Annotated in this window: 19 protein-coding genes and 1 tRNA gene; 14 read left to right on the top strand and 6 right to left on the bottom strand. The window is 56.2% G+C overall.

The genetic code is table 11. From position 1 onward, the window contains the following. Positions 1-19: 19 nt before the first annotated feature. On the bottom strand, positions 20-2731 hold the full coding sequence (gene gyrA, locus AB8B75_RS15850) for a DNA gyrase subunit A (protein ID WP_405363735.1): 2712 nt from the start codon (positions 2729-2731) through the stop codon (positions 20-22). Positions 2732-2961: 230 nt separating this feature from the next. On the opposite strand from gyrA, the gene AB8B75_RS15845 reads away from it, so the two are divergent. Beyond that, on the top strand, positions 2962-3231 hold the full coding sequence (locus tag AB8B75_RS15845) for an usg protein (RefSeq protein ID WP_405363686.1): 270 nt from the start codon (positions 2962-2964) through the stop codon (positions 3229-3231). 848 nt (positions 3232-4079) lie between these two features. Here AB8B75_RS15845 and AB8B75_RS15840 read toward each other — a convergent pair. Beyond that, positions 4080-5027, bottom strand: coding sequence for a radical SAM protein (locus tag AB8B75_RS15840; protein WP_405363684.1), 948 nt, complete (start codon positions 5025-5027; stop codon positions 4080-4082). A gap of 173 nt (positions 5028-5200) precedes the next feature. On the opposite strand from AB8B75_RS15840, the gene zwf reads away from it, so the two are divergent. The 3 genes from zwf to pgi are packed head-to-tail and all read left to right on the top strand — an operon-like array spanning position 5201 to position 8933. Continuing rightward, on the top strand, positions 5201-6667 hold the full coding sequence (zwf, locus tag AB8B75_RS15835; protein WP_405363683.1) for a glucose-6-phosphate dehydrogenase: 1467 nt from the start codon (positions 5201-5203) through the stop codon (positions 6665-6667). After that, on the top strand, positions 6664-7335 hold the full coding sequence (gene pgl, locus AB8B75_RS15830; protein ID WP_405363681.1) for a 6-phosphogluconolactonase: 672 nt from the start codon (positions 6664-6666) through the stop codon (positions 7333-7335). The genes zwf and pgl overlap by 4 nt, the downstream gene beginning before the upstream one ends. After that, positions 7332-8933, top strand: a complete 1602-nt coding sequence (pgi, locus tag AB8B75_RS15825; RefSeq protein WP_405363734.1) for a glucose-6-phosphate isomerase — start codon at positions 7332-7334, stop codon at positions 8931-8933. The genes pgl and pgi overlap by 4 nt, the downstream gene beginning before the upstream one ends. Positions 8934-8956: 23 nt before the next feature. Here the strand turns inward: pgi and AB8B75_RS15820 are convergent, their stop codons facing one another. Then, positions 8957-9439, bottom strand: a complete 483-nt coding sequence (locus AB8B75_RS15820; protein ID WP_405363680.1) for an acyl-CoA thioesterase — start codon at positions 9437-9439, stop codon at positions 8957-8959. A 123-nt stretch (positions 9440-9562) separates the two neighbouring features. Between AB8B75_RS15820 and AB8B75_RS15815 the strand changes: the two genes are divergently transcribed. Both AB8B75_RS15815 and AB8B75_RS15810 read left to right on the top strand, forming a co-directional pair. Continuing rightward, a complete protein-coding gene (locus AB8B75_RS15815) occupies positions 9563-11179 on the top strand; it encodes a long-chain-fatty-acid--CoA ligase (protein WP_405363678.1) in 1617 nt (538 codons plus the stop codon). Between the two features lie 118 nt (positions 11180-11297). Then, positions 11298-11741: a hypothetical protein gene (locus AB8B75_RS15810; protein ID WP_405363677.1), complete on the top strand. Its 444-nt coding sequence runs from the start codon at positions 11298-11300 to the stop codon at positions 11739-11741. Between the two features lie 200 nt (positions 11742-11941). Here the strand turns inward: AB8B75_RS15810 and AB8B75_RS15805 are convergent, their stop codons facing one another. The 3 genes from AB8B75_RS15805 to AB8B75_RS15795 all read right to left on the bottom strand — a co-directional run bounded on the left by AB8B75_RS15805 (position 11942) and on the right by AB8B75_RS15795 (position 15942). Then, complete coding sequence (locus AB8B75_RS15805) at positions 11942-12562, bottom strand: NTP transferase domain-containing protein (RefSeq protein ID WP_405363676.1); 621 nt, start codon at positions 12560-12562, stop codon at positions 11942-11944. A gap of 42 nt (positions 12563-12604) precedes the next feature. Continuing rightward, a complete protein-coding gene (locus AB8B75_RS15800) occupies positions 12605-15022 on the bottom strand; it encodes an FAD-dependent oxidoreductase (RefSeq protein ID WP_405363675.1) in 2418 nt (805 codons plus the stop codon). Positions 15023-15126: 104 nt separating this feature from the next. After that, positions 15127-15942, bottom strand: a complete 816-nt coding sequence (locus AB8B75_RS15795) for an alpha/beta fold hydrolase (RefSeq protein ID WP_405363673.1) — start codon at positions 15940-15942, stop codon at positions 15127-15129. Between the two features lie 164 nt (positions 15943-16106). On the opposite strand from AB8B75_RS15795, the gene AB8B75_RS15790 reads away from it, so the two are divergent. From AB8B75_RS15790 to AB8B75_RS15755, 8 genes are all read left to right on the top strand, one after another. Beyond that, entirely contained in the window at positions 16107-17330 is a 1224-nt protein-coding gene (locus AB8B75_RS15790) for an aminotransferase class V-fold PLP-dependent enzyme (RefSeq protein ID WP_405363671.1), read from the top strand. A 68-nt stretch (positions 17331-17398) separates the two neighbouring features. Next, positions 17399-18817: a cryptochrome/photolyase family protein gene (locus AB8B75_RS15785; RefSeq protein WP_405363670.1), complete on the top strand. Its 1419-nt coding sequence runs from the start codon at positions 17399-17401 to the stop codon at positions 18815-18817. Between the two features lie 73 nt (positions 18818-18890). After that, positions 18891-20099: a class I SAM-dependent methyltransferase gene (locus AB8B75_RS15780; protein WP_405363668.1), complete on the top strand. Its 1209-nt coding sequence runs from the start codon at positions 18891-18893 to the stop codon at positions 20097-20099. Positions 20100-20125: 26 nt separating this feature from the next. Next, entirely contained in the window at positions 20126-20566 is a 441-nt protein-coding gene (locus tag AB8B75_RS15775) for a TrgA family protein (RefSeq protein WP_405363667.1), read from the top strand. 16 nt (positions 20567-20582) lie between these two features. After that, on the top strand, positions 20583-21689 hold the full coding sequence (locus AB8B75_RS15770; protein ID WP_405363665.1) for an NUDIX domain-containing protein: 1107 nt from the start codon (positions 20583-20585) through the stop codon (positions 21687-21689). 55 nt (positions 21690-21744) lie between these two features. Continuing rightward, entirely contained in the window at positions 21745-22782 is a 1038-nt protein-coding gene (locus AB8B75_RS15765; RefSeq protein WP_405363663.1) for a cysteine synthase A, read from the top strand. Further along, positions 22779-25097 (top strand): DUF3772 domain-containing protein, encoded by a 2319-nt coding sequence (locus AB8B75_RS15760; RefSeq protein WP_405363661.1) that lies wholly within the window; start codon positions 22779-22781, stop codon positions 25095-25097. The genes AB8B75_RS15765 and AB8B75_RS15760 overlap by 4 nt, the downstream gene beginning before the upstream one ends. A 203-nt stretch (positions 25098-25300) precedes the next feature. Then, positions 25301-25390: transfer RNA gene (locus AB8B75_RS15755), tRNA-Ser, on the top strand. The last annotated feature ends 204 nt before the right edge of the window (positions 25391-25594 follow it).

The following is a 25594-nucleotide window of genomic DNA, read 5'->3' as shown; positions in this document are numbered from 1 at the left end:
GAAAACAGTTGAGAAGCGGTTAAGCCTCGTCTTCTCCACCTTCCTCAGTCTCACCCTGATCGGCAATCCAAGCAACACTCACCACTTCTTCGCCTTTGCCAGTGTTGAAAACCTTGACGCCACCTGCAGACCGCGAGCGGAATGAAATACCTTCAACCGGCACGCGGATCGATTGACCCTTGGACGTAGCGAGCATAATCTGGTCATCCATCTCAACCGGGAAAGAAGCCACCAGGGCGCCGCCGCGCATGGCCTTGTCCATCGCCTGGACGCCCATACCGCCACGCCCGCGCACGGGGTAGTCATGGCTGGAGCTGAGCTTGCCTGCGCCCTGCGCTGTCAGCGTTAGTATTAGGTTTTCGGCCGCTGACATTTCTGCGTAGCGATCCGGACTGATCGTGGCATTTGCATCCGTCTCATCATCATCTGAGGTTTCTGCGTCATCCGTTAACCCGACCATGGCCCGCCGCATTTTCAGATATGCGGCCCGTTCGTCCGAGGTCGCATCGAAGTGGCGGATCACCGACATCGACACCACTTTGTCCTTGCCCGTCAGCTTGACGCCTCGCACGCCCACAGAACTGCGCGAGTTGAAGACCCGAACGTCCTCGCTCGGGAAGCGGATCGCGCGACCGGAAGCGGTGACCAGCATGACGTCTTCATCCCGCGACGCGATCTTGGCGTTGATCAGCGTGGTGTCGGCATGATCATCCTCGAATTTCATCGCGATCTTGCCGTTGGACTTCACATTTGTGAAGTCGCTCAGGGCGTTACGGCGCACAGTTCCAGCAGAAGTTGCAAAGACGATCTGCAACTCGGACCAGTCTTCTTCATCGCGGTCTACCGGCATGATGTCAGCCACCGAGACGCCTGGGGGAATCGGCAGGATGTTGACAATAGCCTTGCCTTTCGACGTGCGCCCACCCTGCGGCAAGCGCCATGTCTTGAGCTTGTAGGCCATGCCATCCGTGGTGAAGAACAAAAGCTGGGTGTGCGTGTTGGCCACGAAGAGGGTCGTGATGACATCCTCTTCCTTGGTTTGCATTCCCGACACCCCTTTGCCACCGCGTTTTTGGCTGCGGAAATCGGCAAGAGGCGTGCGTTTGATGTAGCCGCCAGAGGTAACCGTCACTACCATATCTTCGCGTGCGATCAGATCTTCGTCGGCCATATCTCCGGACCAATCGACGATCTCAGTGCGCCGCGGCACGGCGAAGAGTTCACGGACTTCGCGCAATTCGTCGGCAATGATGCCCATAATCCGGTCGCGCGATCCCAGAATTTCGAGGTATTCCTTTATCTTACCCGCCAATTCTTCAAGTTCGTCGGTGACCTCTTTCACGCCAATCTGGGTGAGCCGCTGCAGACGCAGTTCCAAGATCGCCCGCGCCTGTGTTTCGCTGAGATTATATGTGCCGTCCTCATTGGCCGTGTGGGTCGGATCATCTATCAACGCGATATAGGGCAAAATGTCCTGCGCGGGCCACCGACGGGTCATCAGTTTTTCGCGTGCCTCAGGTGCATCGGCGGACGCGCGGATGGTTGCAACAATCTCGTCGATATTCGTAACGGCAACAGCCAAACCACAGAGCACATGACTCCGCTCGCGTGCTTTTCGCAGAAGATACGCCGTACGCCTTGCAACAACATCCTCACGGAAGTCTATGAAATAGGTCAGAAATTTACGCAAAGTCAGTTGTTCAGGGCGTCCGCCGTTCAGTGCCAGCATGTTACAGCCAAAATAGGTCTGCATGGGCGTGAACCGGTAGAGTTGGTTCAATACGACTTCAGCCGTTGCGTCCCGTTTTAGCTCAACAACCACCCGCACGCCATTGCGGTCAGATTCGTCTTGAACGTGGGAGATGCCTTCAATCTTTTTCTCGCGCACCTGCTCCGCGATCTTTTCGATCATGCTCGCCTTATTGACCTGATAGGGGATTTCATCGACCACAATGGCCCAGCGATCTTTGCGGATTTCCTCGATGCGTGTCTTCGCGCGCACGATGACAGACCCGCGCCCTTCCAGATAGGCTTTGCGCGCGCCTGAACGGCCCAGCATGATGCCGCCGGTCGGAAAATCGGGGCCGGGCACATATTCGATCAGTTGCTCGGATGTCAGGTCCGGCTCCTCGATCAGGGCAAGTGTGGCATCGACCACTTCGCCCAGGTTGTGCGGCGGAATATTTGTCGCCATACCCACCGCGATCCCGCCTGCGCCGTTGACCAGCATGTTCGGAAAGCGGGCCGGCAAGACGGTTGGCTCCTTTTGCTTGCCGTCGTAATTGTCCTGGAAATCAACAGTGTCCTTGTCAATATCCGCCAAAAGATAGGCCGCTGGTTTGTCCATGCGAACTTCTGTGTAGCGCATTGCCGCCGGGTTATCGCCATCCATGGATCCGAAGTTGCCCTGACCATCCAGCAAAGGCAGTGACATGGAAAAATCCTGCGCCATACGCACCAGTGCATCATAGATCGCGCTGTCGCCATGCGGGTGATACTGACCCATCACATCACCGACTGGGCGCGCCGACTTGCGGTAGGATTTATCATGCGTATTGTTGGTTTCATGCATGGCAAAGAGGATGCGGCGATGCACTGGTTTCAATCCGTCGCGCAGATCCGGTATTGCGCGGCTGACGATGACGGACATGGCATAGTCGAGATATGACGTGCGCATCTCATGTTCGATGCTGACCGAAGGGCCATCATAGATTGGGCGCTCTGGAGCCATTTCATCATCGTTTTCAGGTGGTTGTGGTCTATCGCTCACGTGGTCTGCCCATTTTTTTTGCAGAGACTATATCTTGTGGTCCCACTCTATCAGAGGGGACACATAAGGTGCAATCCTTCTATGGTCTTGCGGTTAGCAGCCAGCAGCCGAAAGTGATAACACGCTGTTTTCATTGAAAAGTAATTTGTTCATGGCATTCTGGTAGGAGTAAGCAGTCAAGAGGACAAGAAATGCCCCCAACTGAAACCGAATTGATGCTCAAGGGTTACGGCCTGACCACTGCCGAATTCTTCTATCGCATGCCGGACTATCAACATGTCCTGAACACTTATGTGTGGCAGGAGTATGATCTTGCTCCGGACCATCCGCGGCTGTTTGAATTTGTAGAATTCTGGCAGTCAGAGATCGAAGGCCCACTCCATTCAGTACGCTTTACCCATCGCAAAATGATCCGTCCCGGAGAATGGCGAAATGTGACCGGTGAATTCACGCTGCACTGATTTCTAGCGCAACACGGACTGTGCACAAACTGTGCACAGAGCGTGCACTGTAAAGCTGTATCACCCGGTCCCATGTTGTTTCATGCTTTCACAACGACCGTCGTAAGCTTCTGTTTTATATTAATTTTGTGTCTTGTCTTTTTCAATCCTCCTCAATCTACACTAAAAATAGGGTGCGGATAGATAGGGTGACGAGGTGCTCACGTTGCACAAGTGGGCCTGTGAGAAAGTGTAAGCGACCTATCTGAAAAATACTCCGACGATGATGGTTTTTTTGCGGTTCAAGCACCGAAATACAGGTGAGCAAAGCTCCGGGCGTTTTACTGTACGGGACAGGCGTCGTGAAATGGGTTTGCCAAGAAGCCGGAGCGCTTCGTCAGCAATGACCACTTCCATGGCAAACGTACGAAATATGATGTCATCCACAGCGCATTTCGGCCGGTGCCGCAGCTTGGTCGCAGCAGGGATACTTTTTTGGTCAGTGTCTGCTTGCACCGAGTGGAAAGAGATGTGCTTGGAATGGTTTCTGTTTGCCGCGCTTCGGATTGACCGTGCGATCCCTGCATCTGTTGACGCGGACTGGTATTGTCAAATTTGAAATGCGGGCAAATTCAATAATTGAAGGATTCCGCGCGCACGGGTCAGATGTGAGGTACAGGCCAGCGCTGTTAATGACACCAGCATTGAAAATCGTAGATGGCAAAGCTTAGAACTTAGATCATTGATTTGGTTCAATATTAAGGCGCACCTCAGTTCACGAACCATGCATCCGCAAGCCACAGGAAACTTTCATACTCCTGTTTCGTCGCGCATCGGCAGAGCGTGCAATGGAGGGGCTTCTCAGGCGATCATGCAGAGCAGCTGGCCCCGCCTAGGACGCAGAACTTGGCGCAATGAGGATGGTTCAGCGCGACGTCGCGTTCGGCGTCTTCAAGGCTGGCGCCCAGCTCGAATTCGGGCGCATAGGGCAGTAGGGTGCAGGCCAGAACCACAGGGCGTGGCGCACCTTTGCGCTTGACCACCATCCGTGAGGAAGCGCACATCAAAGCGTCGGGCGAATTGTTTAGGATGTCCCAACAAGAGGTGGTGATCTCGGGCACTTCAACGGTTTCATCCATTTCCGGGAACAACACGGTAGCGCCAGGATCCTGCGCATCGATGTCGAACCCGTGAGTGGCGTAAAACTGGGCATAGCCCGCCCGGCTTTCCGCATCGCTGTGCGCCATGATGGACCGGCCGGCCACCGCCATTTTGATCCCGGCGTCGCGCAGCCAGATCATGCCTTCAAGTGTTTTGGCAAAAGCGCCGACACCGCGTTCCGCATCATGCAGGGCAGGCTGATGGTGATCTAAGGAAATCCGAAGCGTGAGCTTGCCGGGATAGTTGGCATTCAGATCTACCAGGCCGGCCTGCATACTGGGCCGCATCATCGGCCGCATGGCATTCGTCAGGATCAGAACCTCATACCCCCGCGCCAGCGATTTTCTGGCCATCTCTATCATCTCTGGGTTCATGAAGGGTTCGCCCCCGGTAAAGGCGATCTCGGTCACCGGCCAGCGCCGCGCCGTGATTTGATCGAGGTACTCGGCCACTTCATGGGCAGAAAAATAGACGAGCCGATCATTTGTCGGGCTGCTTTCGATATAACAATGTGCACATTCAATGTTGCAAAGCGTTCCGGTGTTGAACCAAAGCGTTTTGGGCGCATTCAAATGCACTCTGGCACGCTTTTCCCCCTTGGCAGTCCAGTCAGGATCGATAAATTTGCCAATATTGGCCTGCGCCAGGTCTTTCATTCGAGTGGTTGTCCTTGATCCCGAGTTGCCGTGACTGTGTGCTATTGGATAGAAAGAGGCAAGAAAACTGGTTTTCGCCCGTAAGCACGCTCTTGTGATCACCTTAAAAATGAGGCATGTTTGCGCTAACATCAAAAGCGGGCCAAAGGCGCCGCGTAACAGGATGACTTCTCATGGTTTCGCGCGTTATTCCGGTTGATCCTTTCGACCTCGTGATCTTTGGCGGCACAGGTGACCTGGCAAGACGCAAGATTTTACCGGGGCTATTCAGACGTTTCTGCGCTGGCCAGATGCCCCCAGAAGCCCGCATCATAGGGGCCGCGCGGGCGGATATAAGCGAGGCAGACTACCGCGAGATGGTGGGCGACGCGATCGAAGAATTTAGCGATGGGGCTGTTGTCGATCAAGATCACTTGGCAGCATTTTTGGCCGACCTGACCTATGTTGCGATTGACGCCAAAGGGGAAAACGGCTGGCGAGAGCTGGCAGGACACATGCGGCGCGACGTGGTGCGGGCATTTTATTTTTCGGTCGCGCCGGGTCTTTTCGGTGATCTGGCAGAGCGGTTGAACAATCATGGCTTGACGGACGAGAAAAGCCGTATCGTGGTCGAGAAACCTTTTGGGCGCGATCTGGCCACGGCGCAGCAGCTGAACCGGGATCTTGCGGCGTTTTTCGACGAAACTCAAATCTACCGGATCGATCACTATCTGGGCAAGGAAACGGTTCAAAACCTGATGGCCGTGCGCTTTGGCAACGTTCTGTTCGAGCCACTTTGGAACAGCCAGTTTGTGGATCATATCCAGATCACTGTGGCCGAAACTGTGGGCGTCGGCGGGCGCGGCGAATATTATGATAAATCCGGCGCGATGCGCGATATGGTGCAAAATCACCTTATGCAGTTGTTGTGTTTGATCGCTATGGAACCACCCGCGCGCTTTGATCCAGATGCTGTGCGGGACGAAAAGCTGAAGGTTATTCGCGCATTGGAGCCGGTGGAGCCGCATCACATCGTGCGCGGGCAATACGGCGCTGATACAGAGGATCCGATAGCGCATCCCGACTATCGCACAGCAGTGGCCGATCTCAAGTCGGCCACGGAGAGTTTCATTGCGCTTAAAACCCATATCGCCAATTGGCGGTGGGCGGGAACACCGTTCTATTTGCGCACCGGAAAGCGTCTGGTCGCGCGGTCTTCGGAGATTTCGATTGTGTTTAAAGAAACGCCACATTCGATCTTTGGCGAAGAGGCGGGCCGGCACCGCAATGTTCTCTCGATTCGGCTCCAGCCCAATGAAGGCATCAAATTGGGGGTGACCATCAAGGAGCCGGGCCCAGGTGGTATGCGATTGATGGACGTGCCGCTGGATATGACCTTCGCGGATGCTCTTGGGGAAGAAGGTGCTGAGAATGTAGATGCTTACGAGCGTTTGATCATGGATGTGATCCGAGGCAATCAGACATTGTTTATGCGCGGCGATGAGGTCGAGGCGGCGTGGGCCTGGACCGATCCCATCATCAAGGGGTGGCAGCAACGCAATGACGTACCCAAGCCCTATGACAGTCACAGCGCCGGTCCAGATGCCGCGACGCAGCTGATGCGCCGGGACGGACGGGAATGGCGGGAGGTTGCCCTTTGAAGTTTGTGGAAAATGCCGACCGTGACATGGCGATCATGAATATCGCCCATGCGCTGACAAGTGATTTGCGAAAGTGTCTTTTGCAGCATGAATTTGCCAGTTTTGCGGTGCCTGGGGGTACCACTCCGGGTCCGATATTTGATGCCATGAGTTCAGTCGAGATTGATTGGGACCGTGTGCATGTTATGCTGACCGACGAGCGTTGGGTGCCGGAAGATCATGCGCGCTCGAACGCAGGTCTGGTCAAGGCAAGATTGCTGGCCGGGCATGCGGCGGCGGCCAAATTCATTTCCTATTACCAGCAGGGCATGTCGGCGCAAGAGGCGACGGCACAGCGGTCACAGGCTTTAGTGGGTGAGGTTCCGATTTCCGTTTTGCTATTGGGCATGGGCGCGGACATGCACACGGCCTCGCTTTTCCCAGGTGCGTCTGGACTGGCCGAGGCCATGGGTCAGGATGCGCCGATTTTATGTGCGGTTGAACCCGGTGATCAACCTGAAGCTCGGGTATCGCTGAGCGCACAGGTTTTGGAGGGCGCGATGGACAAGCATCTTGTGATTTTCGGCGAAGAAAAGCGGCGGGCGTTTGAGCGCGCAATGACATTACCTGCGCTTGAGGCACCAATTGGCGCGGTGATCGGCGGAGGAACAGTACATTGGGCGGCTTGAAATCACAGTGGGCAGAATTGAACGCCTTGAAGGAAACATGCCAGGGCAGGTCCATCTTGTCGCTTTTCGAGACCCCGGATCGCGCCTCCGATTTTCGTGCACAGACGGGCGACATGCTGTTCGATTATGCCAAAACCAATATTGACGCAGAGACGCGTGCGGCCTTGCTGGCGCTCTATGAGGCCGCAGGCGTAGCAGAAAAGCGCGATGCAATGTTCTCCGGTGCTCCGATCAACGACACCGAAGGGCGCGCTGTGTTACACACGGCGCTGCGCAACCTGGATGGCGGGCCTGTTTTGGTAGACGGCCAAGACGTCATGACCGGCATTTACGGCACGTTGGAGCGCATGCGCAGCTTTGCCGATCACGTTCGCGACAGCGCCATCACGGATGTGGTTAACATCGGGATTGGCGGATCTGACCTGGGCCCTGCCATGGCCGTGCAGGCCCTGTCGCCCTATCATGATGGCCCTAGGTGTCATTTCGTGTCCAACGTCGATGGCGCGCATATCGCCGATACGCTGCGTGGGTTGGACGCCAAGAGCACGCTGATCATTGTGGCGTCCAAAACCTTTACCACCATTGAGACCATGACAAATGCGCGAACGGCCAAAGCCTGGATGGTCGATCATGGCGGCGATCCCGCGACGCAGTTTGCCGCACTGAGTACGGCCGCCGAGAAGACCCGAGACTTCGGAATACCTGCCGAGCGTGTCTTCGGGTTCGAGGATTGGGTCGGCGGACGCTATTCGCTCTGGGGGCCGATCGGTTTGTCCCTGATGATTGCGATCGGGCCGAAAGGCTTCGATGCCTTCTTACGCGGCGGGCAGGCCATGGATGTGCATTTCAAATCCGCCACAGGGCCTGAAAACCTGCCCGTCATGCTGGCGCTGGTCGGGATCTGGCACGCTCAGGTCTGCGGGTATAGCAGCCGGGCGGTTTTGCCCTATGATCAGCGCCTGGCGCGACTGCCGGACTATTTGCAGCAGCTGGAGATGGAATCAAACGGCAAGGGTGTTCAGATGGACGGCTCCGATGTTGCCGTCTCAAGCGGTCCTATCGTGTGGGGCGCGGCAGGCACAAATGGCCAACACGCCTTTTATCAGCTGATCCATCAAGGGACACGAGTAGTGCCTTGCGAGTTCATGATCGCCGCCGAAGGGCACGAACCGGATCTCGCGCACCAACATCAATTATTGATCGCGAATTGTCTGGCGCAATCCGAGGCATTGATGCGAGGCCGCAACCTTGACGAGGCCCGCGCCAAAATGTCTGCCGCGGGCCTAACCGGTTCTGAGCTGGAACGTCAGGCACGGCATCGGGTCTTTGGCGGCAACCGGCCCTCGGTTACCTTGGCCTATCCCAAGCTGGATCCCTTTGTGCTAGGCCAGATCGTGGCGCTTTATGAGCATCGCGTGTTTGTGGAAGGGGTCATATTGGGCATCAACTCCTTTGATCAATGGGGCGTTGAGCTGGGCAAGGAACTGGCAACCTCGCTGCAGCCAGTCGTCGATGGGCAGAAGGATGCTTCGGATAAAGACGGGTCAACTGCGGCTCTGGTCCGGTTCATTCACGCGCACCAGAGAACGACGCCTTAACCAAGCTGGGCGCCGGGCGCGCTTTACGACATTAGAGTTGCGCCATCGATTTCCATAAATCGGTTGCGGACATCCTGCGGGATCGGAAAGCGGCCGGATCCATCCGATTGCAGCAACACCAAAACACATTCAAAAGTCGCGCGCAGAGTGCCACCGGACCACAGTCTTTGCGACAGCGAAAAGGACGTAGTGCGAAAGGCAGTACACGCGCAGGTGACCACGTAATCCTCGTCCATTCGCATTTCCTGACGGTAGTGAATCTCTCCTGACCGGATTACGATACGCGGGTCCTTTCCGGTGCCCATGTACCGCGATATGCCCCAGTCCTGAGTATACCTGATGCGCAGGCGCTCGAACCAATGCATGTAGACGGCGTTGTTAACGTGGTTGAGCACATCCAGCTCTGAAAACCGGACCTGATCCGCCATAGCCAGCGGTGCCGGAGGGTCAATGCCCAGGCCGGACTGTGTTTGGGGCGACAGCGGCGTGTGATAAATAAGGGTCATACCATGGGGTTACGCATTTCGAGGAGATTTGCCAAGGCTTGCCAGACAGTTGTCCGCCATGCAGTGTGGAACTCAGATTAGCCGCACAGGCAAAAAGCAATACGGTACCAATGGGAGTTTTCTATGCTAGGCCAGATGATGTCAGCACCACTTTTGATATCCTCACTCATCGATCACGCAGAACGCTATCATGCGACCACGGATGTGATTTCTGTGAATACTGGCGGCGGGGAAGAGCATACCAGTTGGGGTGAAGTTGCACGCAACGCAAGGAGGCTGGCGTCAGCACTGGAAAAACTGGGCCTTGGGCCGCAGGCGCGCTGTGCCACGATTGCCTGGAACAACCGCAGGCACCTTGAGATTTACTTCGGCGTTTCAGGCGGTGGGTTTGTCTGTCACACCATCAACCCGCGCCTGTTCCCTGAACAACTGATCTATATCATCAATCATGCCGAAGATGAGGTGCTGTTCATCGATCGCACCTTTGTCCCGCTTGTCGCTGCCATCCGAGATAAGCTGACAACGCTGAAGCATATCGTTCTTCTGGAGGCCGAGCTTGGCGATGCTGAAAACGATCTGCCCGGCATTGTAACCTATGATGGCCTGTTGGCCACGGATGACGCGACTTATGTTTGGCCTCAGTTTGATGAGCTTACGGCTTCAAGTCTTTGTTATACATCAGGAACCACGGGAAATCCCAAAGGTGTTCTCTTCTCGCACCGCTCGACCGTCTTGCATAGTTTTGCAGGCAATCTGGCCGACTCTGTCGGACTGTCCGCTATGGATATCGTGCTACCGGTTGTGCCGATGTTCCATGTCAACGCCTGGGGCGTGCCGTATTGCTGTGCCATGGTGGGCTCGCGTATGGTGTTACCGGGTCCGGGTTTGGACGGGCCATCGCTTGTGGGCCTGATCGACCATCACAAGGTTAATGTGGCCCTTGGTGTGCCGACGATCTGGCTAGGTTTGCTGGGTCAGGCAGAAGCGGCGAGCAGTGCGCTGGTCAGCCTGGAAAAGACCGTGGTGGGCGGGTCTGCCTGTCCGCCGTCGATGATGGCGGCTTTCCGGGATCGCTACGGGGTGGAAGTCATCCATGCTTGGGGCATGACGGAGATGTCGCCCATTGGCAGCGTCAACCAACCATTGGCCAAGCATCTCGATCTTGAGCTGGATGCGCTGCACCGACTGCGCGAAAACCAGGGTCGCCCACCCTGGGGTGTTGAACTGGCAATCGTGGATGAAAAAGGCGCAGCATTGCCGCATGACGGCAAGACACAGGGTGAGCTGATCGTGCGCGGGCATTTCATTCTGGACGCCTATTTCAGATCGACCCGCGAAGAGACACTGCAGGACGGCTGGTTTAACACAGGTGACGTGGCGACGCTGGACGCGGATGGTTTTCTGACCATTCGGGACAGATCCAAGGATATCATCAAATCGGGGGGCGAGTGGATCAGTTCGGTTGAGTTGGAAAACATCGCCATTGCGCATCCCAAGTTGACCGACGCGGCTGTGATTGGTGCGCGTCACGAAAAATGGGATGAACGGCCTGTGTTGGTGGCGGTAAAAGCGCCGGGCGAAGATCCAGATATTGCGGAAATCCTGTCGATTTTCGATGGAAAGATTGCCAAATGGCAGATACCGGACACGGTGGTTTTCACGGACGTGCTGCCGCGTAATGCCACCGGAAAGGTGCTCAAGCGTGACTTGCGGGACACGTTTGGAAATGTATTGACCTGATAAGGGAGTCTTAATCCTTGTCTCCCAGACTTGGTACTGGAATAGTTCAACTATAAATATAGCGCAGTGCAATAATACTCGTAAAAAGTGTGTTTGAATTGCCATCCAGGAGACCGTCATGAAACGCGCCGCATTCATTCTTGCTGCATTCTTGCCGACGGCGGTTTTGGCCGGACCGGACCGCGCATCAATACTGTTGGGCACCGAGCACTTTAACGCGACCGAAGATTTTCGGGAATTTAATCCGGGTTTGTTTCTGACTTGGGAGGAGAATACCTTCGACTACAGCGTCGGGATTTTCCAAAACAGCTATTCTAATGTCTCCGTGCTGGCCTCCATTGGATATGATGTGGAAGTTGCAACTGAATTTGAGGTGGGCGCCTTTGCCGCACTCGCGCTGTATCCCGGAGAAGGGGATCGTTTCGACCATTCCATTGGCGATGTCGTGCCCTTGATCGGATTGAAGGCACGCTATAGAAACTTCTTTGCACAATTGATCCCGTCCGATGGTGATACGACCGACGGCATTCTGGCGGTCGGATTGACCTTCGCGTTGGACTAGACTTCGCGGTCATTCTCGGCTTGTTGGGTTAGACAGAACGCGCCAAAATCAAGGTCGCTCATCTGGAAGTTCGTCCATCAGTTCTTTTGCCAAAAGGGCGCAAAAAACTCGGAGGCGCGGCCTCATTTACGTGGTCGCGTTTGGCAAAGAGGAGCTCGGGGATTGTGCCGGAGAGTATGCGATGCGATGCCTTTCGGCCGTTAATTCGAACGGGCCGCGCGCCAGGTCGCCCAATCTTCCGGTGTGTCGAGATCCATGCGGGCTCGGTTGTTGGGAAGGGGCACCAGAGCCACACGATCACCTGCGGCCTCAACCACGGCCTGCCCTCCGGAATCGCCAGACAAGGCCACGAGGTCGTTGAACACACGGGCGGAAAATACAATCGGATGGCCAGGCTCACCGGTCTCTGTAACGCCACGCCATATCAGAGAATTCGATTTTAAATCAACGGATTGAATTATGGACTTAAGGTCATCCTCAGTGAGCTCCGGTAAATCACCTAGCAACAGCATTGCGGCGGGCGTCTCATCCGGCAGTGCCGCAATCGCCGCTCGGATACTGGCGCTCATGCCGTCAGCGGCATCCGGCACGGGAATGCGATTGACGCCAAGCCCATCGAGGCATTGATATCTTGGATGCGGCGCAGACGGCAGGGCCACTAACACCGGCCCCTTTGTGACCGCACAGGCCAAATTGGCCTGACGGCGCAACAAAGCAACGCCATCGATGAGTTCAAGCAGTTTATCGGTGCCGCGCATCCGTTTTGATTGCCCAGCTGCAAGCACAATGATTGGAATATCGAAAAGTGCCTGATGATCCATGAGATTACTCTAAAGCAATCGCAGAAAGATTGATACAAATACTCATCCCCGCATGCGCTTACCTTCGGGGTCAAAAAGCGGTTGGTCTAGAACGGTCGCCGCACGCATTTTGCCCAGGATTTCGATGAGCACATCAGGCTTCTCATCAACCCGTACTGTGGGCAGAAAACCCAAGGCGATCGATTTTTCGGCATAGTGCGAATATCCGCCTGACGTGCAAAATCCGACGACCGCATCTTCCAGCCAGATCGGCTCATAGCCCTGGACATCGGCGTCTTCGGCATCGACCTCAAAGGCAACCAGTTTGCGGGCAGGGGCTTCTGCGTTCTCTGCTTCTGCCGCTGCGCGTCCGATGAATGCGTCGTTTTTCTTGAAATGGATAAAGCGATCCAATCCGGTCTCCGCAGCGGTGTAGTCGGGCGAAAATTCTGCCATCCAGCTGCCAAAGAACTTGTCAAGCCGTAACGACATCATTGCGCGCATCCCAAAAGGCGTCATGCCGTGGGGTTGCCCTGCCTGCCACAGGCTGTGCCATAAGCTGCGTTGATCCATCGGGTCGCAGTAGATCTCAAAACCCAAGTCTCCGGTGTAGCTAAGCCGTTGAACGATGCAATCGGCGCTGCCAACGGTCAGGCGGCGCACATCCAGGAACTTCATGGTGGTCACATCGTCCCGTGTCACGGCTGCAAGCACGTTTCGCGCGTTTGGCCCGGCGATTTGAAAACCTGTTCTCTGATCACTTATATTACAAATGGTCACGCCCATTTCTTGATGTTGCAAGAACCACCGGAAGTGAAAGGCCTGACTGCCATAGGAGGCCGTGAGTTGAAAATGCTCATCGGCTAGGCAAGAAATGGTGAAATCCCCGATCAGCCTGCCTTTTTCAGACAGCATCGGGCTCAGTGCCACCCGACCGGGTGAGGGCACGCGGCCTGCCATGATCCGGTTCAACCAGTCGCGCGCTTTGGGACCGGTCACCCGATACTTGCCAAAATTCTGCAGCTCGTTGATACCGACGCCGCCACGGACTGCCTTGACCTCGCGCGCGGTAGCGTCAAAGGCGTCCGATCGCCGGAACGACGGTGTTTCGTAAGTTGGCTCACCCGTTTTGGCGAAGTAATTGGGCACCTCAAGCCCGAACTGATGCCCCCAAACCGCGCCCATATTCGAGAATAGGTCATACATCGGCGTCGTGCGGTGCGGTCGCGCGGCGGGTAGTTCCTCGTTTGGGTAGGCAACTGAAAATCGTTTTTGGTAGTTCTCTATGACCTTGGGAAGGGTGTAGCCCGGCGTGATCCAGTCACCGAAGCGGGCCACATCCATGGCCATGGTGTCGCGCTCAGTTTCGCCTTCCACCATCCATTGCGCGAGCATCAATCCGACGCCGCCGCCCTGGCTGAACCCGGCCATAACACCGCAAGCAGACCAGTAGTTGCGCACGCCGGGCACAGGACCCACCAGAGGATTGCCATCCGGCGCAAAGGTGAAAGGCCCGTGGATCACGTTCTTCACCCCGGCGCGAGCCAAATCGGGAAACCGTTTGTAAGCAAATTCAATGCTTTGTTCGATCTTATCAAAGTCATCTGGCAAGAGATCCTGTCCAAAATCCCACGACGTGCCCTCCACCGCCCAGGGCCGGCAGGTTTGCTCGTAAAACCCGATGCAAAGCCCACGGCCTTCCTGACGCAGATAGCTTTCGCCTGCCGGGTCCATCACATGCGGATGTTCCTTGCCATCCTGTGCCATGTCGCGGATCAGAGGCACGTCTTCGGTCACGATATACTGGTGTTCCATCGGGTGCAGCGGGAAGTAGATGCCCGCCATGGCCCCCACCTCGCGGGCCCATAGACCGCCGGCGTTAACGACATGTTCCGCGTGGATCGTGCCCTTGCCGGTGACCACGTCCCATGTGCCATCGGTGCGTTGTGTGGTGGCGCGCACCATACAGTGGGTTTCGATTGTGGCACCGCCCATGCGCGCGGCTTTGGCATAGGCGTGGGTGGTGCCAGAAGGGTCCAGATGCCCGTCAAGCGGGTCATAAAGCGCGCCGATAATGCCATCAACCTTGGTTACGGGCGCGATTTTCTTGATCTCTTCGGGGCCGACGATTTCGGTTTCCAGCCCCATGAAGCGGTGTTTGGCGCGCTCCGCCAGCAGCATGTCAAACCGGTCTTGATTGTCTGCCAGAGTCACGCCGCCCACGTGATGCAACCCGCAGGACATGCCGGTGATCTCTTCGAGTTCTTTGTAAAGCCGGATCGTGTAGCCTTGGAGCGCAGCCATGTTGGTGTCGCCGTTCAGCGTGTGAAACCCGCCCGCCGCGTGCCATGTGGAGCCCGACGTGAGCTCCGATCGTTCGATCAGCATGACATCCGACCACCCCAGTTTGGTCAGGTGATAGAGTACCGAGGCGCCGACAACGCCTCCACCGATGATGGCAACGCGCGTGGTGGTTTGCATGGGGCCTCTCCGTTTTGCTCTTGGCGCCATACTGGAAGGGGGTCGCCCACGCGGCTGGTTCACTCGCGACAGAAAATGCCGTTTCCGGATGATTGGGCTGGCGTTTAGATGAAATCTGTCAGGGCGCTGAGCACGCTTTCGGGGGCTTCCAACTGCGGCAGGTGACCCACCGATGGCAGGACCTCCAACAGCTCCTGTCCAATCAGCTTGTGCAAGGCTTGGCCCCGTTCAAGCGGGATCCACGGATCTTTCGCGCCCCAGATGATTTTGACCGGACAGCGGATGTCATCAAAAAGGGGTTCTACCTCGGCAGTGTATTTTTCATCGGCCAGGGCAAATTGTTTGTAGAAGCTGTTTGCGCCGTCATCAGTGAGCCAGGGGGCGATCAGGTGTTCAAGGTCTGACGGTGCGATATCGCTGATCAGTGCTCCGCGGATGTAAGCCTCGACAATGGCTTGGTGGATATGCGGGGGCAGCCCGGCAAAGGCGTCGATGTGGCGCTTGACATGATCGAAAAAGTCAGACCCCCAGGGACGCATGGCGACCACATTCATCAGTGCATATTTTTCATAGTCGCATTCATGCAGCAAATGCGCCCGCAGCGTGGTCGCGCCGCCAAAATCATGAGCCAGAACGGAGGGGCAGACAAGCCCCCAGTGGCGCAGCATTTCGGCAAAAACCAGGCCTTGGACATCTAGAGACGTGGCTTGTTGTACGCGCATTTCGGATTGCCCGTACCCCGGCATGTCATACCAATAAACGGTGTGGTTCTGGGCCAGTTTTGGGATCACACGGTGCCAAGAAAACGATGACCAGGGCCAACCGTGGGCCAGCACCAGATCTGGCCCCTGTCCAGCTTTTCCGGCGGCAACGCGACCGGCGGATGTTTGATGGGTGTCAGACAGGTGCCACTGCGGCATGATCGGTCTCCTGCGAATTGGTAAATCGCGCTCGGGCCCGTGCATTTGGGCGCAGGATACAAAATAGGAAGCGCGCTAAAAGGGCGCAAGCTGTTTGCAGTTGACGCGGCGTCTGTGCGCATAGAGTTCTTGACCTCTCAGGCCGGGCAAGAGACTTTGTCGGCATGGAACTGGATATCGAATTTGTGCGCCGGCATTTCCCGGCTTTTGGCGCAGCCCCGTTGCGGGGACAGGCGTTTTTTGAAAATGCGGGCGGGTCTTATACCTGTGCCCCCGTGATTGACCGGCTCACGCGGTTTTACAAGGAGCGCAAGGTGCAACCCTATGCGCCTTACGCCGCCAGCCGCCTTGGCGGTGCCGAGATGGACGAAGCACGCACGCGACTGGCGGGCATACTTGGCGTTGAAGACGATGAGGTAAGCTTTGGGCCCTCGACCACTCAGAACACCTATGTTCTTGCGCAGGCCTTTGTAGAGATGATGGCGCCCGGTCAGGCGATCATCGTGACCAATCAGGACCATGAAGCCAATTCCGGACCCTGGCGTCGCCTTAAGGCGCGGGGCGTTGAGATCCGCGAATGGCAGGTGGATCCGGAGACCGGTCACCTGAACCCGGAAGACCTCGAGGATCTGCTGGACGAAAACGTACGGCTCGTGTGTTTCCCGCATTGCTCGAACGTGGTTGGCGAAATCAACCCGGTGGTCGAAATTACCGCACTGGCCCATGCGGCGGGGGCCTTTACCTGTGTCGATGGGGTTTCATATGCGCCACATGGGTTGCCGGATGTGGGCGGGCTTGGTCCGGATATCTATCTCTTTTCCGCCTATAAAACCTACGGCCCGCATCAGGGTATCATGGTGATCCGCCGCACCCTGGGAGGGCTCTTGCCCAATCAGGGGCACCACTTCAATGGGGATAAGCTTTATAAACGTTTTACTCCGGCGGGTCCGGATCATGCACAAGTGGCTGCCTGCGCTGGCATGGCGGACTATATCGACGCGCTCTATGATCACCATTTTGAACAGCCTGCGAGCCCGAGGGCGCGCGGGGCTGCGGTGCACGGTCTTATGCGCGCGCATGAACAGCGCCTGCTGGCGCCACTGCTGGACGCGGTGAAAGATCGTAACTCTGTTCGGCTGATCGGACCGGCAGATGCGATCAACCGGGCACCAACAGTGGCGCTGGCGCTGGCACGGCCCGGTGAAGAGGTAGCCTCTGAACTGTCATCTCATGGCATCATGGCGGGCGGCGGTGACTTCTATGCGGGGCGTGCATTGGCGGCGATGGGGGTTGATGACAAAAATGGCGTTCTGCGCCTGAGTTTCACCCACTACACATCCGCGGCCGAGATCGACAAGTTACTGACAGCACTGGATCACGTCTTGTGAGTTCTGGGTTTGATCCAATCGCTTGCGCCTGACGTAGAACTCTTAACAAAACGTGAAGGCCTTGCTGCGTGAGCACATCACCTGTTCTAGTCTGGTTCCGCCGCGATCTGCGGCTGACGGATCACCCTGCTTTGCATGCGGCATGTGCCATGGGACGACCGGTCATTCCGGTGTTTATTTACGACGAAACAGTTGACCAACTTGGAGCAGCCCCGAAATGGCGAATGTGTCTGGGGATTGGGCAATTCTCTGAACGTCTGGCGAAAGGCCAAAGCCGCCTGATCTTGCGCCGTGGCAATGCTTTGGATGTGTTGTGCGCGCTGGTGAAGGAAACCGGGGCGACCAGCGTCTTTTGGTCCCGTCTTTATGATCCGGGGGCAGTGACACGGGACACAGAGGTCAAATCCGCGTTGAAAGAACAGGGGGTCGAGGCGCGTTCTTTCGGCGGACATCTGATGTTTGAACCCTGGACGGTCGAGACCAAGACAGGCGGTTTCTACAAGGTCTACACGCCGTTCTGGAATACGGTTAAAACCCGCGATGTGGACGCGCCATTACCCGCGCCAGGACGTCTTCCCGCACCAGAAAAATGGCCCTCTGGTGATGATTTGTCGTCTTGGCAGATGGCACAACCCATGAACCGAGGTGCCGAGATCGTCAGGCCCCATGTGCGTCTGGGAGAGGATGTAGCGCAGGCCAGATTGCAGACCTTCATTGCAAAGATCGTCGGCGGCTATGACACCACGCGTGACCTGCCAGGCGTGGATGGCACCTCAGGCCTGTCGCAAAACCTCGCCCTGGGCGAGATCAGCCCGCATCAGTGCTGGCACGCGGGTCTGCGGGCTCGGCAGGAGGGCAAGGCGGGCGCCGAGACTTTTCTCAAAGAGTTGGTTTGGCGCGAGTTTGCCTATCACCTGATGCATCATACACCTCGGCTGCTGAGTGGGAATTGGAAAGAAGCCTGGGATGCCTTTCCCTGGCGCACCGATCCGGACACGCCGGAAGTCACTGCCTGGAAACAGGGGCGCACGGGGCTTCAATTTATCGATGCTGCCATGCGTGAACTCTATGTAACCGGGACCATGCACAACCGCGGACGGATGATTGTGGCCAGCTACCTCACCAAACACCTACTGACCCACTGGAAGATCGGCATGGCCTGGTTTGAGGACTGCCTGATTGACTGGGACCCGGCCAGCAATGCCATGGGCTGGCAATGGTCCGCAGGCTCCGGGCCAGACGCCACCCCATATTTCCGGGTGTTCAATCCGGTGACCCAGCTCGACAAATTCGACAAGAACCGTGACTACGCCAACCGCTGGATCGCAGAAGGACGCAGCAACCCGAGTGCGGAAGCGCTGTCTTTTTTTGAGGCCGTGCCGCGTCGTTGGAATCTGTCTGCCGATGCGCAAATTCCCGCCCCGGTAGTAGCCGCGGACGTAGGCCGCAAAATTGCGCTTAATGCTTATGAAAACAAAGGCTTCTGAGCACTTGATCATACCCTCCCGCGTCCCGTAACATTCGATTTTCAAACCGACCATTAGAGCAGACGGAATTCACATGATCCTCACCACGACCCAAGGTCAGAACGATTTGCCGCGATACTTCACGCATGTATTTGCGATGGCGCAGCAGATGAACAATGGCCGCGTTGATTTTGTTGTACCGGACGGCCGTCGTTTTCGCGCGGAGGGCCAAGATCCCGGCCCGATTGCAGAAATCAACATCCACAACGATGACCTTTTTGCCCGATTGATCCGTGAGGGCGATCTGGGGTTTTGTGACGGGTACCTCGATGGGTGGTGGTCGACGCCGGATTTGCAGGCGTTCATGGACCTTGTGCACGCGGACAATGAAGACATCTATGACGGCTTTCCGGGCATGTTTATTTTGCGCAATTATGAAAAATTTCGCTTCTGGCTACAGCGCAACCACAAAAACCAAGCGCGCAAAAACATCAGTTACCACTACGATTTGGGCAACGAGTTTTACGGGCTGTGGCTTGATGACACGATGACCTATTCCTCGGCCCTGTTTCGCACTGGTCAGGAAAGTACCGAAACCGCCCAGATCGAAAAGTATAAATCCATGGTTGACGAGATGGGGGCTCAACCGGGCGATCATATATTGGAGATCGGCTGTGGTTGGGGCGGCTTTGCCGAATATGCTGCAAAGGAGCGCGGGCTGCGTGTGACAGGGTTGACCATATCCGAGGAGCAGATCAAGTATGCCAGACAACGCATTGATGATGCGGGACTTTCAGCGCAAGTTGACTTCAAATTGCAGGACTACCGCGACGAGGTTGGGATCTACGACGGCATTGCCAGCATCGAGATGTTCGAAGCAGTAGGTGAAAAGTACTGGCCCACCTATTTCAATGTAGTGCGCGACCGTCTGAAGCCGGGTAAAACCGCAACGTTGCAGATCATCACCGTAGCGGACCGGCGGTGGCATGTGTATCAGCGCGGCGTCGATTTTATTCAAAAGTACATATTCCCCGGTGGTATGCTACCCAGTCCGACCGCGCTGCGTGAACAGGTTTCCAAAGCGGGGTTGAGTGTCGAGAAATCTGTCGAATTTGGTCACAGTTACGCCATAACTTTGCGCCGATGGCACGATACCTTCAACGAGAAGTGGGATCAGGTGAGCACACTTGGGTTCGATGACCGTTTTCGGCGGATGTGGAATTTTTACCTGACCTCTTGTGCGTCGACGTTCGAAAGTTCGAATTGCGATGTCACGCAAATCACCGTGAAGCGGCCTGTGTAGGGGCGCCAACTAAGAGGTAAAGACAGATGCCTGACGCAGCCCGGCTCATAGCAGCGCTTTGCATTTGTTGTGTGGGATTCATTGTATCGCACCAGATCATTCCGTTGATGCCGGAAAGCACGAGCTTTGGGTATTTCACATATGTGAATGCCATCATTGGGGTCTGCGTTGGCTGGACGGTGATGGGCAAGCGCGCAGGTCGTGGACCGACAGCAGCGATACACAACGGCTTCGGTGGGGTGATGATGATGGTGCTGTGGTGCCTCTTTGTCCATTCCAGCTATCAGATGTTCGACCGGGCCATGGCCAATTGGTACAACGGCGCTTTTGACGCGCTTTTGGCGATCTTCAAGTTCATGGCTGAATACGGCTTGGTGATGATCAATCCGTTGGTGATCTTCTCGCTTATCGCTGGTGGCATTTTGTCCGGGCTGGCGACGGAATTCGCATGGCGGACGTGGCGCTGACGCGCTAAGAGGCGGCATGACGCCGCTTTTTTTCTTTGGAACGCTCCGGCATCCCGCGCTCATCGAAGCGGTTCTTGGTGATGTTGCACATCTTCAACTGTCCGATGCTGCCGTCTCGGATTATGCAATTGAGGCCGTGGCAGAAGGGCCGTTTCCGACCATTGTGGCGCGACAGGGGTCTCAAGGCCCCGGTCTGTTGGTCGAGGGTGTGACGAAGGCGGATCTGAAACGCCTCGATTTTTTCGAGCGCAGCTTTGGTTATGAATTGAAGGATGTCATGCTCGCGGATGGCACGAAGGCCAGCGCCTATCTGCCCCAGCTGGGGCTCTGGACGGCAGATGGTGCTTGGTCCCTTGAGACTTGGGTGGAGACCTGGGGCGCGTTGAGTGTGTTTGCCGCGCGAGAGGTCATGCGTTACATGGGGCAAAAGTCGCCCGATGACATCGCACAGATGTTCCCGATGATCCGAGCGCGGGCATGGTCTCATTTAAATGCCCTGCAAAGCCGTCATGGTGCGGGTACGTTGATGGGCAAGGTGGATGTTGTAGAACGGCGCCGCGTCTATGCCCAGTATTTTGCGCTTGACGAGTTCGACTTGAGCCACGCGCGGTTCGATGGATCAATGACCCCCATACTCATGCGCGGCGTATTTTTAGCGCCAGATGCCGCACTTGTACTACCCTATGATCCGGTCCGGGACCGGGTGCTCGTTGTTGAACAGATGCGCATGGGGCCGCTTGCGCGCGGCGATCACGTAGTCTGGCAGCTGGAACCGGTGGCAGGCAGGCTTGATCCCGGGGAAAGCCCTGAGGACGCCGCTCGGCGCGAAGCCAGAGAAGAGACGGGTCTTAACATTGGGGCATTGCATCCGGTTGGGGAATGCTACGGCTCGCCCGGCAACTCTTCTGAGTTTCATTACTCCTACGTCGGCCTTGTGGATCTACCCGATCAGGCCGCAGGCGTCGGCGGGCTGGCGAGCGAGGATGAAGACATTCGGTCCCATGTCATGCCCTTTGACGAGCTTCTCCGGCTTTGCGACGCCCAGCAGATTGCCAATTCACCGCTGGTGTTGATCGCCTATTGGCTGGCACGACACCAGGCACGGTTGCGCGCTTCCTCTTGAGGTCGCGCCGGTGCGGGGCTAGGTGTAAAAGACGCATTATTTAGGGGGTAGGGCGATGCATGTAGCAAGCGATCTGGCAGCGGCCATCGGAAACACACCGCTGATCCGATTGAAGCAGGCCAGCGCCGAGACCGGTTGTGAGATATTGGGCAAAGCTGAATTCATGAACCCCGGTCAGTCGGTCAAGGACCGTGCAGCCTTGTTCATCATCAAGGATGCGGTTGAAAAAGGGCTTTTGAAACCGGGTGGGACCATTGTGGAAGGTACCGCGGGCAACACCGGTATCGGTCTGGCGCTTGTGGGGGCCTCCATGGGCTTTAAGACTGTGATCGTCATTCCCGAGACCCAAAGTCAGGAAAAGAAAGACATGCTGCGTCTTGCGGGGGCGGAACTGGTGCAGGTGCCCGCTGCCCCTTACCGGAACCCCAACAACTTTGTGCGGTATTCGGAACGGTTGGCCCATGAATTGGCACGCTCGACAAACGAAGGCGTGATCTGGGCCAATCAGTTTGACAATGTGGCCAACAAGCAGGCCCATGTCGAAACCACAGGGCCTGAGATCTGGTCGCAAACCGACGGCAAGGTGGACGGGTTTATCTGCGCCGTTGGTTCCGGTGGCACGCTTGCCGGGGTGTCTGAGGTGTTGAAACCCAAAGGGGTCAAGATCGGGCTTGCCGATCCGGATGGCGCGTCGCTCTACAATCACTACACCAAGGGCGAACTGGTGATGTCCGAAGGGTCATCGATCAATGAGGGCATTGGCCAGATTCGCATCACCAAGAACCTCGAAGGCTTCACGCCGGATTTTGCCTATAACATTCACGATGCCGAAGCGCTGCCGATTGTCTTTGACCTGCTTGAACACGAAGGCCTCTGTCTGGGTGGATCTTCGGGCATCAACATCGCTGGCGCGATGCGCATGGCGCGCGATATGGGGCCGGGACATACGATTGTCACGATCCTGTGCGACTATGGCACGCGGTACCAATCCAAGCTCTTCAACCCGGAATTCCTGCGCGAAAAAGGTCTGCCAACACCCGGTTGGCTGGAAAAGGGCCCGGCGAGCATTGCCGGAGTGTTCGAAGACGTATGAACCGGTTCACCCATGCCCTTGCAATCTTTCTTGTTGCGCTTTGTTTTATCTGGGGTGGCGTTTTGCAGGCGCAGACCGCGCCCGAGGACGGGCCTGATTACACGGCTTGGGAACAACTGGCAGATTTGACCGAAACCGCCATTGAAAAGCGCGTCAGCACAAATGACCAATTCGAGACGTTGCGCCAAGGTGTTTCCAATTTCCGCACCCGGTTTTCCAACGTGCAAAGCGCCAGCCAGGCGCGAATTTCGGCGTTGAAAAAACAAATCGAAGCGCTCGGCCCCAAACCTGAAAACGGGGATGAACTGCTTGAAATTGCGTCGCGGCGTTCGGACTTGGAAACCCAATTGCTCGAAGTGCAGGCGCCAGTGCAGGTAGCTCTGGCGGCGTTTCAGCGGGCAGAAGGGCTAATCAGCGAAATCGACGGTATTATTCGCGAACGCCAGGCAAAACGCCTCTTGTCGCTGGGCGCATCGCCCCTTAATCCGTCAAACTGGCCCATTGCGCTGCAGGAATTGAAGCGCACCATCAGAAATCTGTTCGAAGAAGCGCAGCAACACAAGGATCCCGTCAGGCGCCTTGTGCTGCGCGAAAACGCACCACTTGTCCTGTTCCTGATGGCGGTGTCTTTGACGCTCATCTTCCGCGGACGGGCCTGGGCTGGATACGCGCTCAGACGGCTGCGTGCGATGGGCGGTGCTGGCAGTGGTGTATGGCGATTTCTGGTATCGCTTTTCCGGATCATCATCCCGTTGATTGGCGTTGCTCTTTTTGCCCATGCCTTGCGCGTCACCGGGCTCGCAGGCGACAGTATCAATCAGATCCTGGATGCTTTGCCGATTTGGGCCGCCTTTTTACTGGGTTTTCGCTGGTTGGCTGAGCGTCTGTTTGCGCGCAACGGAGACGACGCCCTGATCCCCTTGCCGGATGAAAAGCGCGCGCAGGCGCGATTCTTGATGCTGCTCCTATCCATATTTTTTGTCATGCGTGGCATTGTGCATCTGCTTTTGGAATTTGACGACATGACGGTCGAAGCCGAGGCTGTAGTCTCGTTTCCAATTGTGGTTTTGATCGCCTTTTCGCTGGCCTGCATTGGACAATTGTTACGCGGACACGAAATACCACCAGAGACTGAAGATGGCGAAGCCGCAAGAGGCAGTTCATTTGCGCGCACCGACAGGATTGCAGGAGCGCTTCTGATCTGCGTTTCAATTGTCGCACCAACGATGGCGGCCATTGGCTATACCGAGGCCGGCAATGCGCTGCTCTATCCGACCGTGATGACGATGCTGGTGCTAGGTGTGGTTGCGACCGTGCATCGATTTGTGGCGGATACATATGGGTTGATCACGGGAATGGGCGTTCAGGCGCGCGACGCTCTGTTGCCGATTTTCGCAGGCTTTCTATTGCTGTTGGGCTCCTTGCCGATCCTTGCGCTTGTGTGGGGCGCGCGCGTGGCAGATCTCACCGAGTTGTGGGCCCGCTTCAAACTTGGGTTTGCCATTGGTGACACCCGCGTGTCGCCTGGAGACTTCCTGACCCTGGTGGTGATTTTCGCCCTTGGCTACGGCATCACGAGATTGTTGCAAAACACACTTCGAGTCAGCGTTTTGCCCAAGACAAAAATCGACATTGGCGGCCAGAACGCCATCGTCTCAGGGTTGGGGTACATCGGTATTTTCCTGGCGAGCCTGCTAGCGGTAACGGGTGCGGGGCTTGATTTGTCTTCGCTGGCGATCGTCGCAGGTGCATTGTCCGTTGGTATTGGTTTTGGACTTCAAACCATTGTGTCCAACTTTGTGTCCGGGATCATCCTTCTGATCGAAAGACCGATCTCCGAAGGAGACTGGATCGAAGTGGGCGGCCAGATGGGCTATGTACGAGACATATCTGTGCGCTCTACACGGATTGAGACCTTTGACAGGACCGATGTTATCGTCCCGAATGCGGATCTCGTTTCGGGCACAGTGACAAATTACACCCGTGGTAATAAGGTAGGGCGTCTGATTGTTTCCGTAGGTGTTGCCTATGGCACCGACACCCGCCGGGTTGAAACAATCCTCAAGGAAATCGTGGATGACCAGCCCATGGTGCTGCGCAACCCGCCTCCAATGATTTTGTTCAACAACTTCGGGGCAGACTCGCTGGAATTTGAACTTCGTATGATCCTACGCGATGTCAATTGGATCATGAACGTCAAGAACGACATCAACCATGCAATTGCAAAACGCTTCGCCGAAGAGGAGATTGAGATCCCCTTTGCGCAGCGAGATGTCTGGTTGCGAAATGCCGAAGTGCTCAAAGACGCAACTTGATGGGTGCGGTTTTGTTGACAGCACCACCTCCAGCAACGTTGCCTCTCAGCATCAAACCCATCGCGCAACACCGGGTCAGAGCTTCATCCTGAACTGGTTCTCTTAGCTTGTGTATCATCATTTCTACAGTTGGAGAAATCTCCATATAGCGAATGAATTTGCCCCTTGCACATGTGACCGCCGGCACGTTACACCGCCGCAACGGAGCGGTGGCCGAGTGGTCGAAGGCGCACGCCTGGAAAGTGTGTAGGCGGGAGACCGTCTCCAGGGTTCGAATCCCTGTCGCTCCGCCACTATACCTTTTTCCCGAATTTGATAAGGCCGCTTTGGGCGGCCTTTTTCTTTGTTTAACCGATGGTTGCGCCGTTTCATCTTTTCCTTGAGTTTCTTTCGGTGGTGTCTATATTCGTTCCTTGAGTGGTAGGGAATGTGGTATATTTTGAATGGCCCTCTCCGGCAAGTTGACAAAGAAACTGGTGGAAAACCTTGGCCCCGGT

This window comes from Roseobacter sp. (genome assembly GCF_045106495.1).
GTDB lineage: Bacteria > Pseudomonadota > Alphaproteobacteria > Rhodobacterales > Rhodobacteraceae > Roseobacter.
This window is presented reverse-complemented; position numbering and strand designations above follow the sequence as displayed.

Bases quoted from the DNA above. Each gene is read 5' to 3' on its own strand.
- gyrA (WP_405363735.1), bottom strand. From the start codon at position 2,731: ATGGCTCCAGAGCGCCCAATCTATGATGGCCCTTCGGTCAGCATCGAA.
- AB8B75_RS15845 (WP_405363686.1), top strand. From the start codon at position 2,962: ATGCCCCCAACTGAAACCGAATTGATGCTCAAGGGTTACGGCCTGACC.
- AB8B75_RS15840 (WP_405363684.1), bottom strand. From the start codon at position 5,027: ATGAAAGACCTGGCGCAGGCCAATATTGGCAAATTTATCGATCCTGAC.
- zwf (WP_405363683.1), top strand. From the start codon at position 5,201: ATGGTTTCGCGCGTTATTCCGGTTGATCCTTTCGACCTCGTGATCTTT.
- AB8B75_RS15820 (WP_405363680.1), bottom strand. From the start codon at position 9,439: ATGACCCTTATTTATCACACGCCGCTGTCGCCCCAAACACAGTCCGGC.
- AB8B75_RS15815 (WP_405363678.1), top strand. From the start codon at position 9,563: ATGCTAGGCCAGATGATGTCAGCACCACTTTTGATATCCTCACTCATC.
- AB8B75_RS15810 (WP_405363677.1), top strand. From the start codon at position 11,298: ATGAAACGCGCCGCATTCATTCTTGCTGCATTCTTGCCGACGGCGGTT.
- AB8B75_RS15805 (WP_405363676.1), bottom strand. From the start codon at position 12,562: ATGGATCATCAGGCACTTTTCGATATTCCAATCATTGTGCTTGCAGCT.
- AB8B75_RS15800 (WP_405363675.1), bottom strand. From the start codon at position 15,022: ATGCAAACCACCACGCGCGTTGCCATCATCGGTGGAGGCGTTGTCGGC.
- AB8B75_RS15795 (WP_405363673.1), bottom strand. From the start codon at position 15,942: ATGCCGCAGTGGCACCTGTCTGACACCCATCAAACATCCGCCGGTCGC.
- AB8B75_RS15790 (WP_405363671.1), top strand. From the start codon at position 16,107: ATGGAACTGGATATCGAATTTGTGCGCCGGCATTTCCCGGCTTTTGGC.
- AB8B75_RS15780 (WP_405363668.1), top strand. From the start codon at position 18,891: ATGATCCTCACCACGACCCAAGGTCAGAACGATTTGCCGCGATACTTC.
- AB8B75_RS15775 (WP_405363667.1), top strand. From the start codon at position 20,126: ATGCCTGACGCAGCCCGGCTCATAGCAGCGCTTTGCATTTGTTGTGTG.
- AB8B75_RS15770 (WP_405363665.1), top strand. From the start codon at position 20,583: ATGACGCCGCTTTTTTTCTTTGGAACGCTCCGGCATCCCGCGCTCATC.
- AB8B75_RS15765 (WP_405363663.1), top strand. From the start codon at position 21,745: ATGCATGTAGCAAGCGATCTGGCAGCGGCCATCGGAAACACACCGCTG.
- AB8B75_RS15760 (WP_405363661.1), top strand. From the start codon at position 22,779: ATGAACCGGTTCACCCATGCCCTTGCAATCTTTCTTGTTGCGCTTTGT.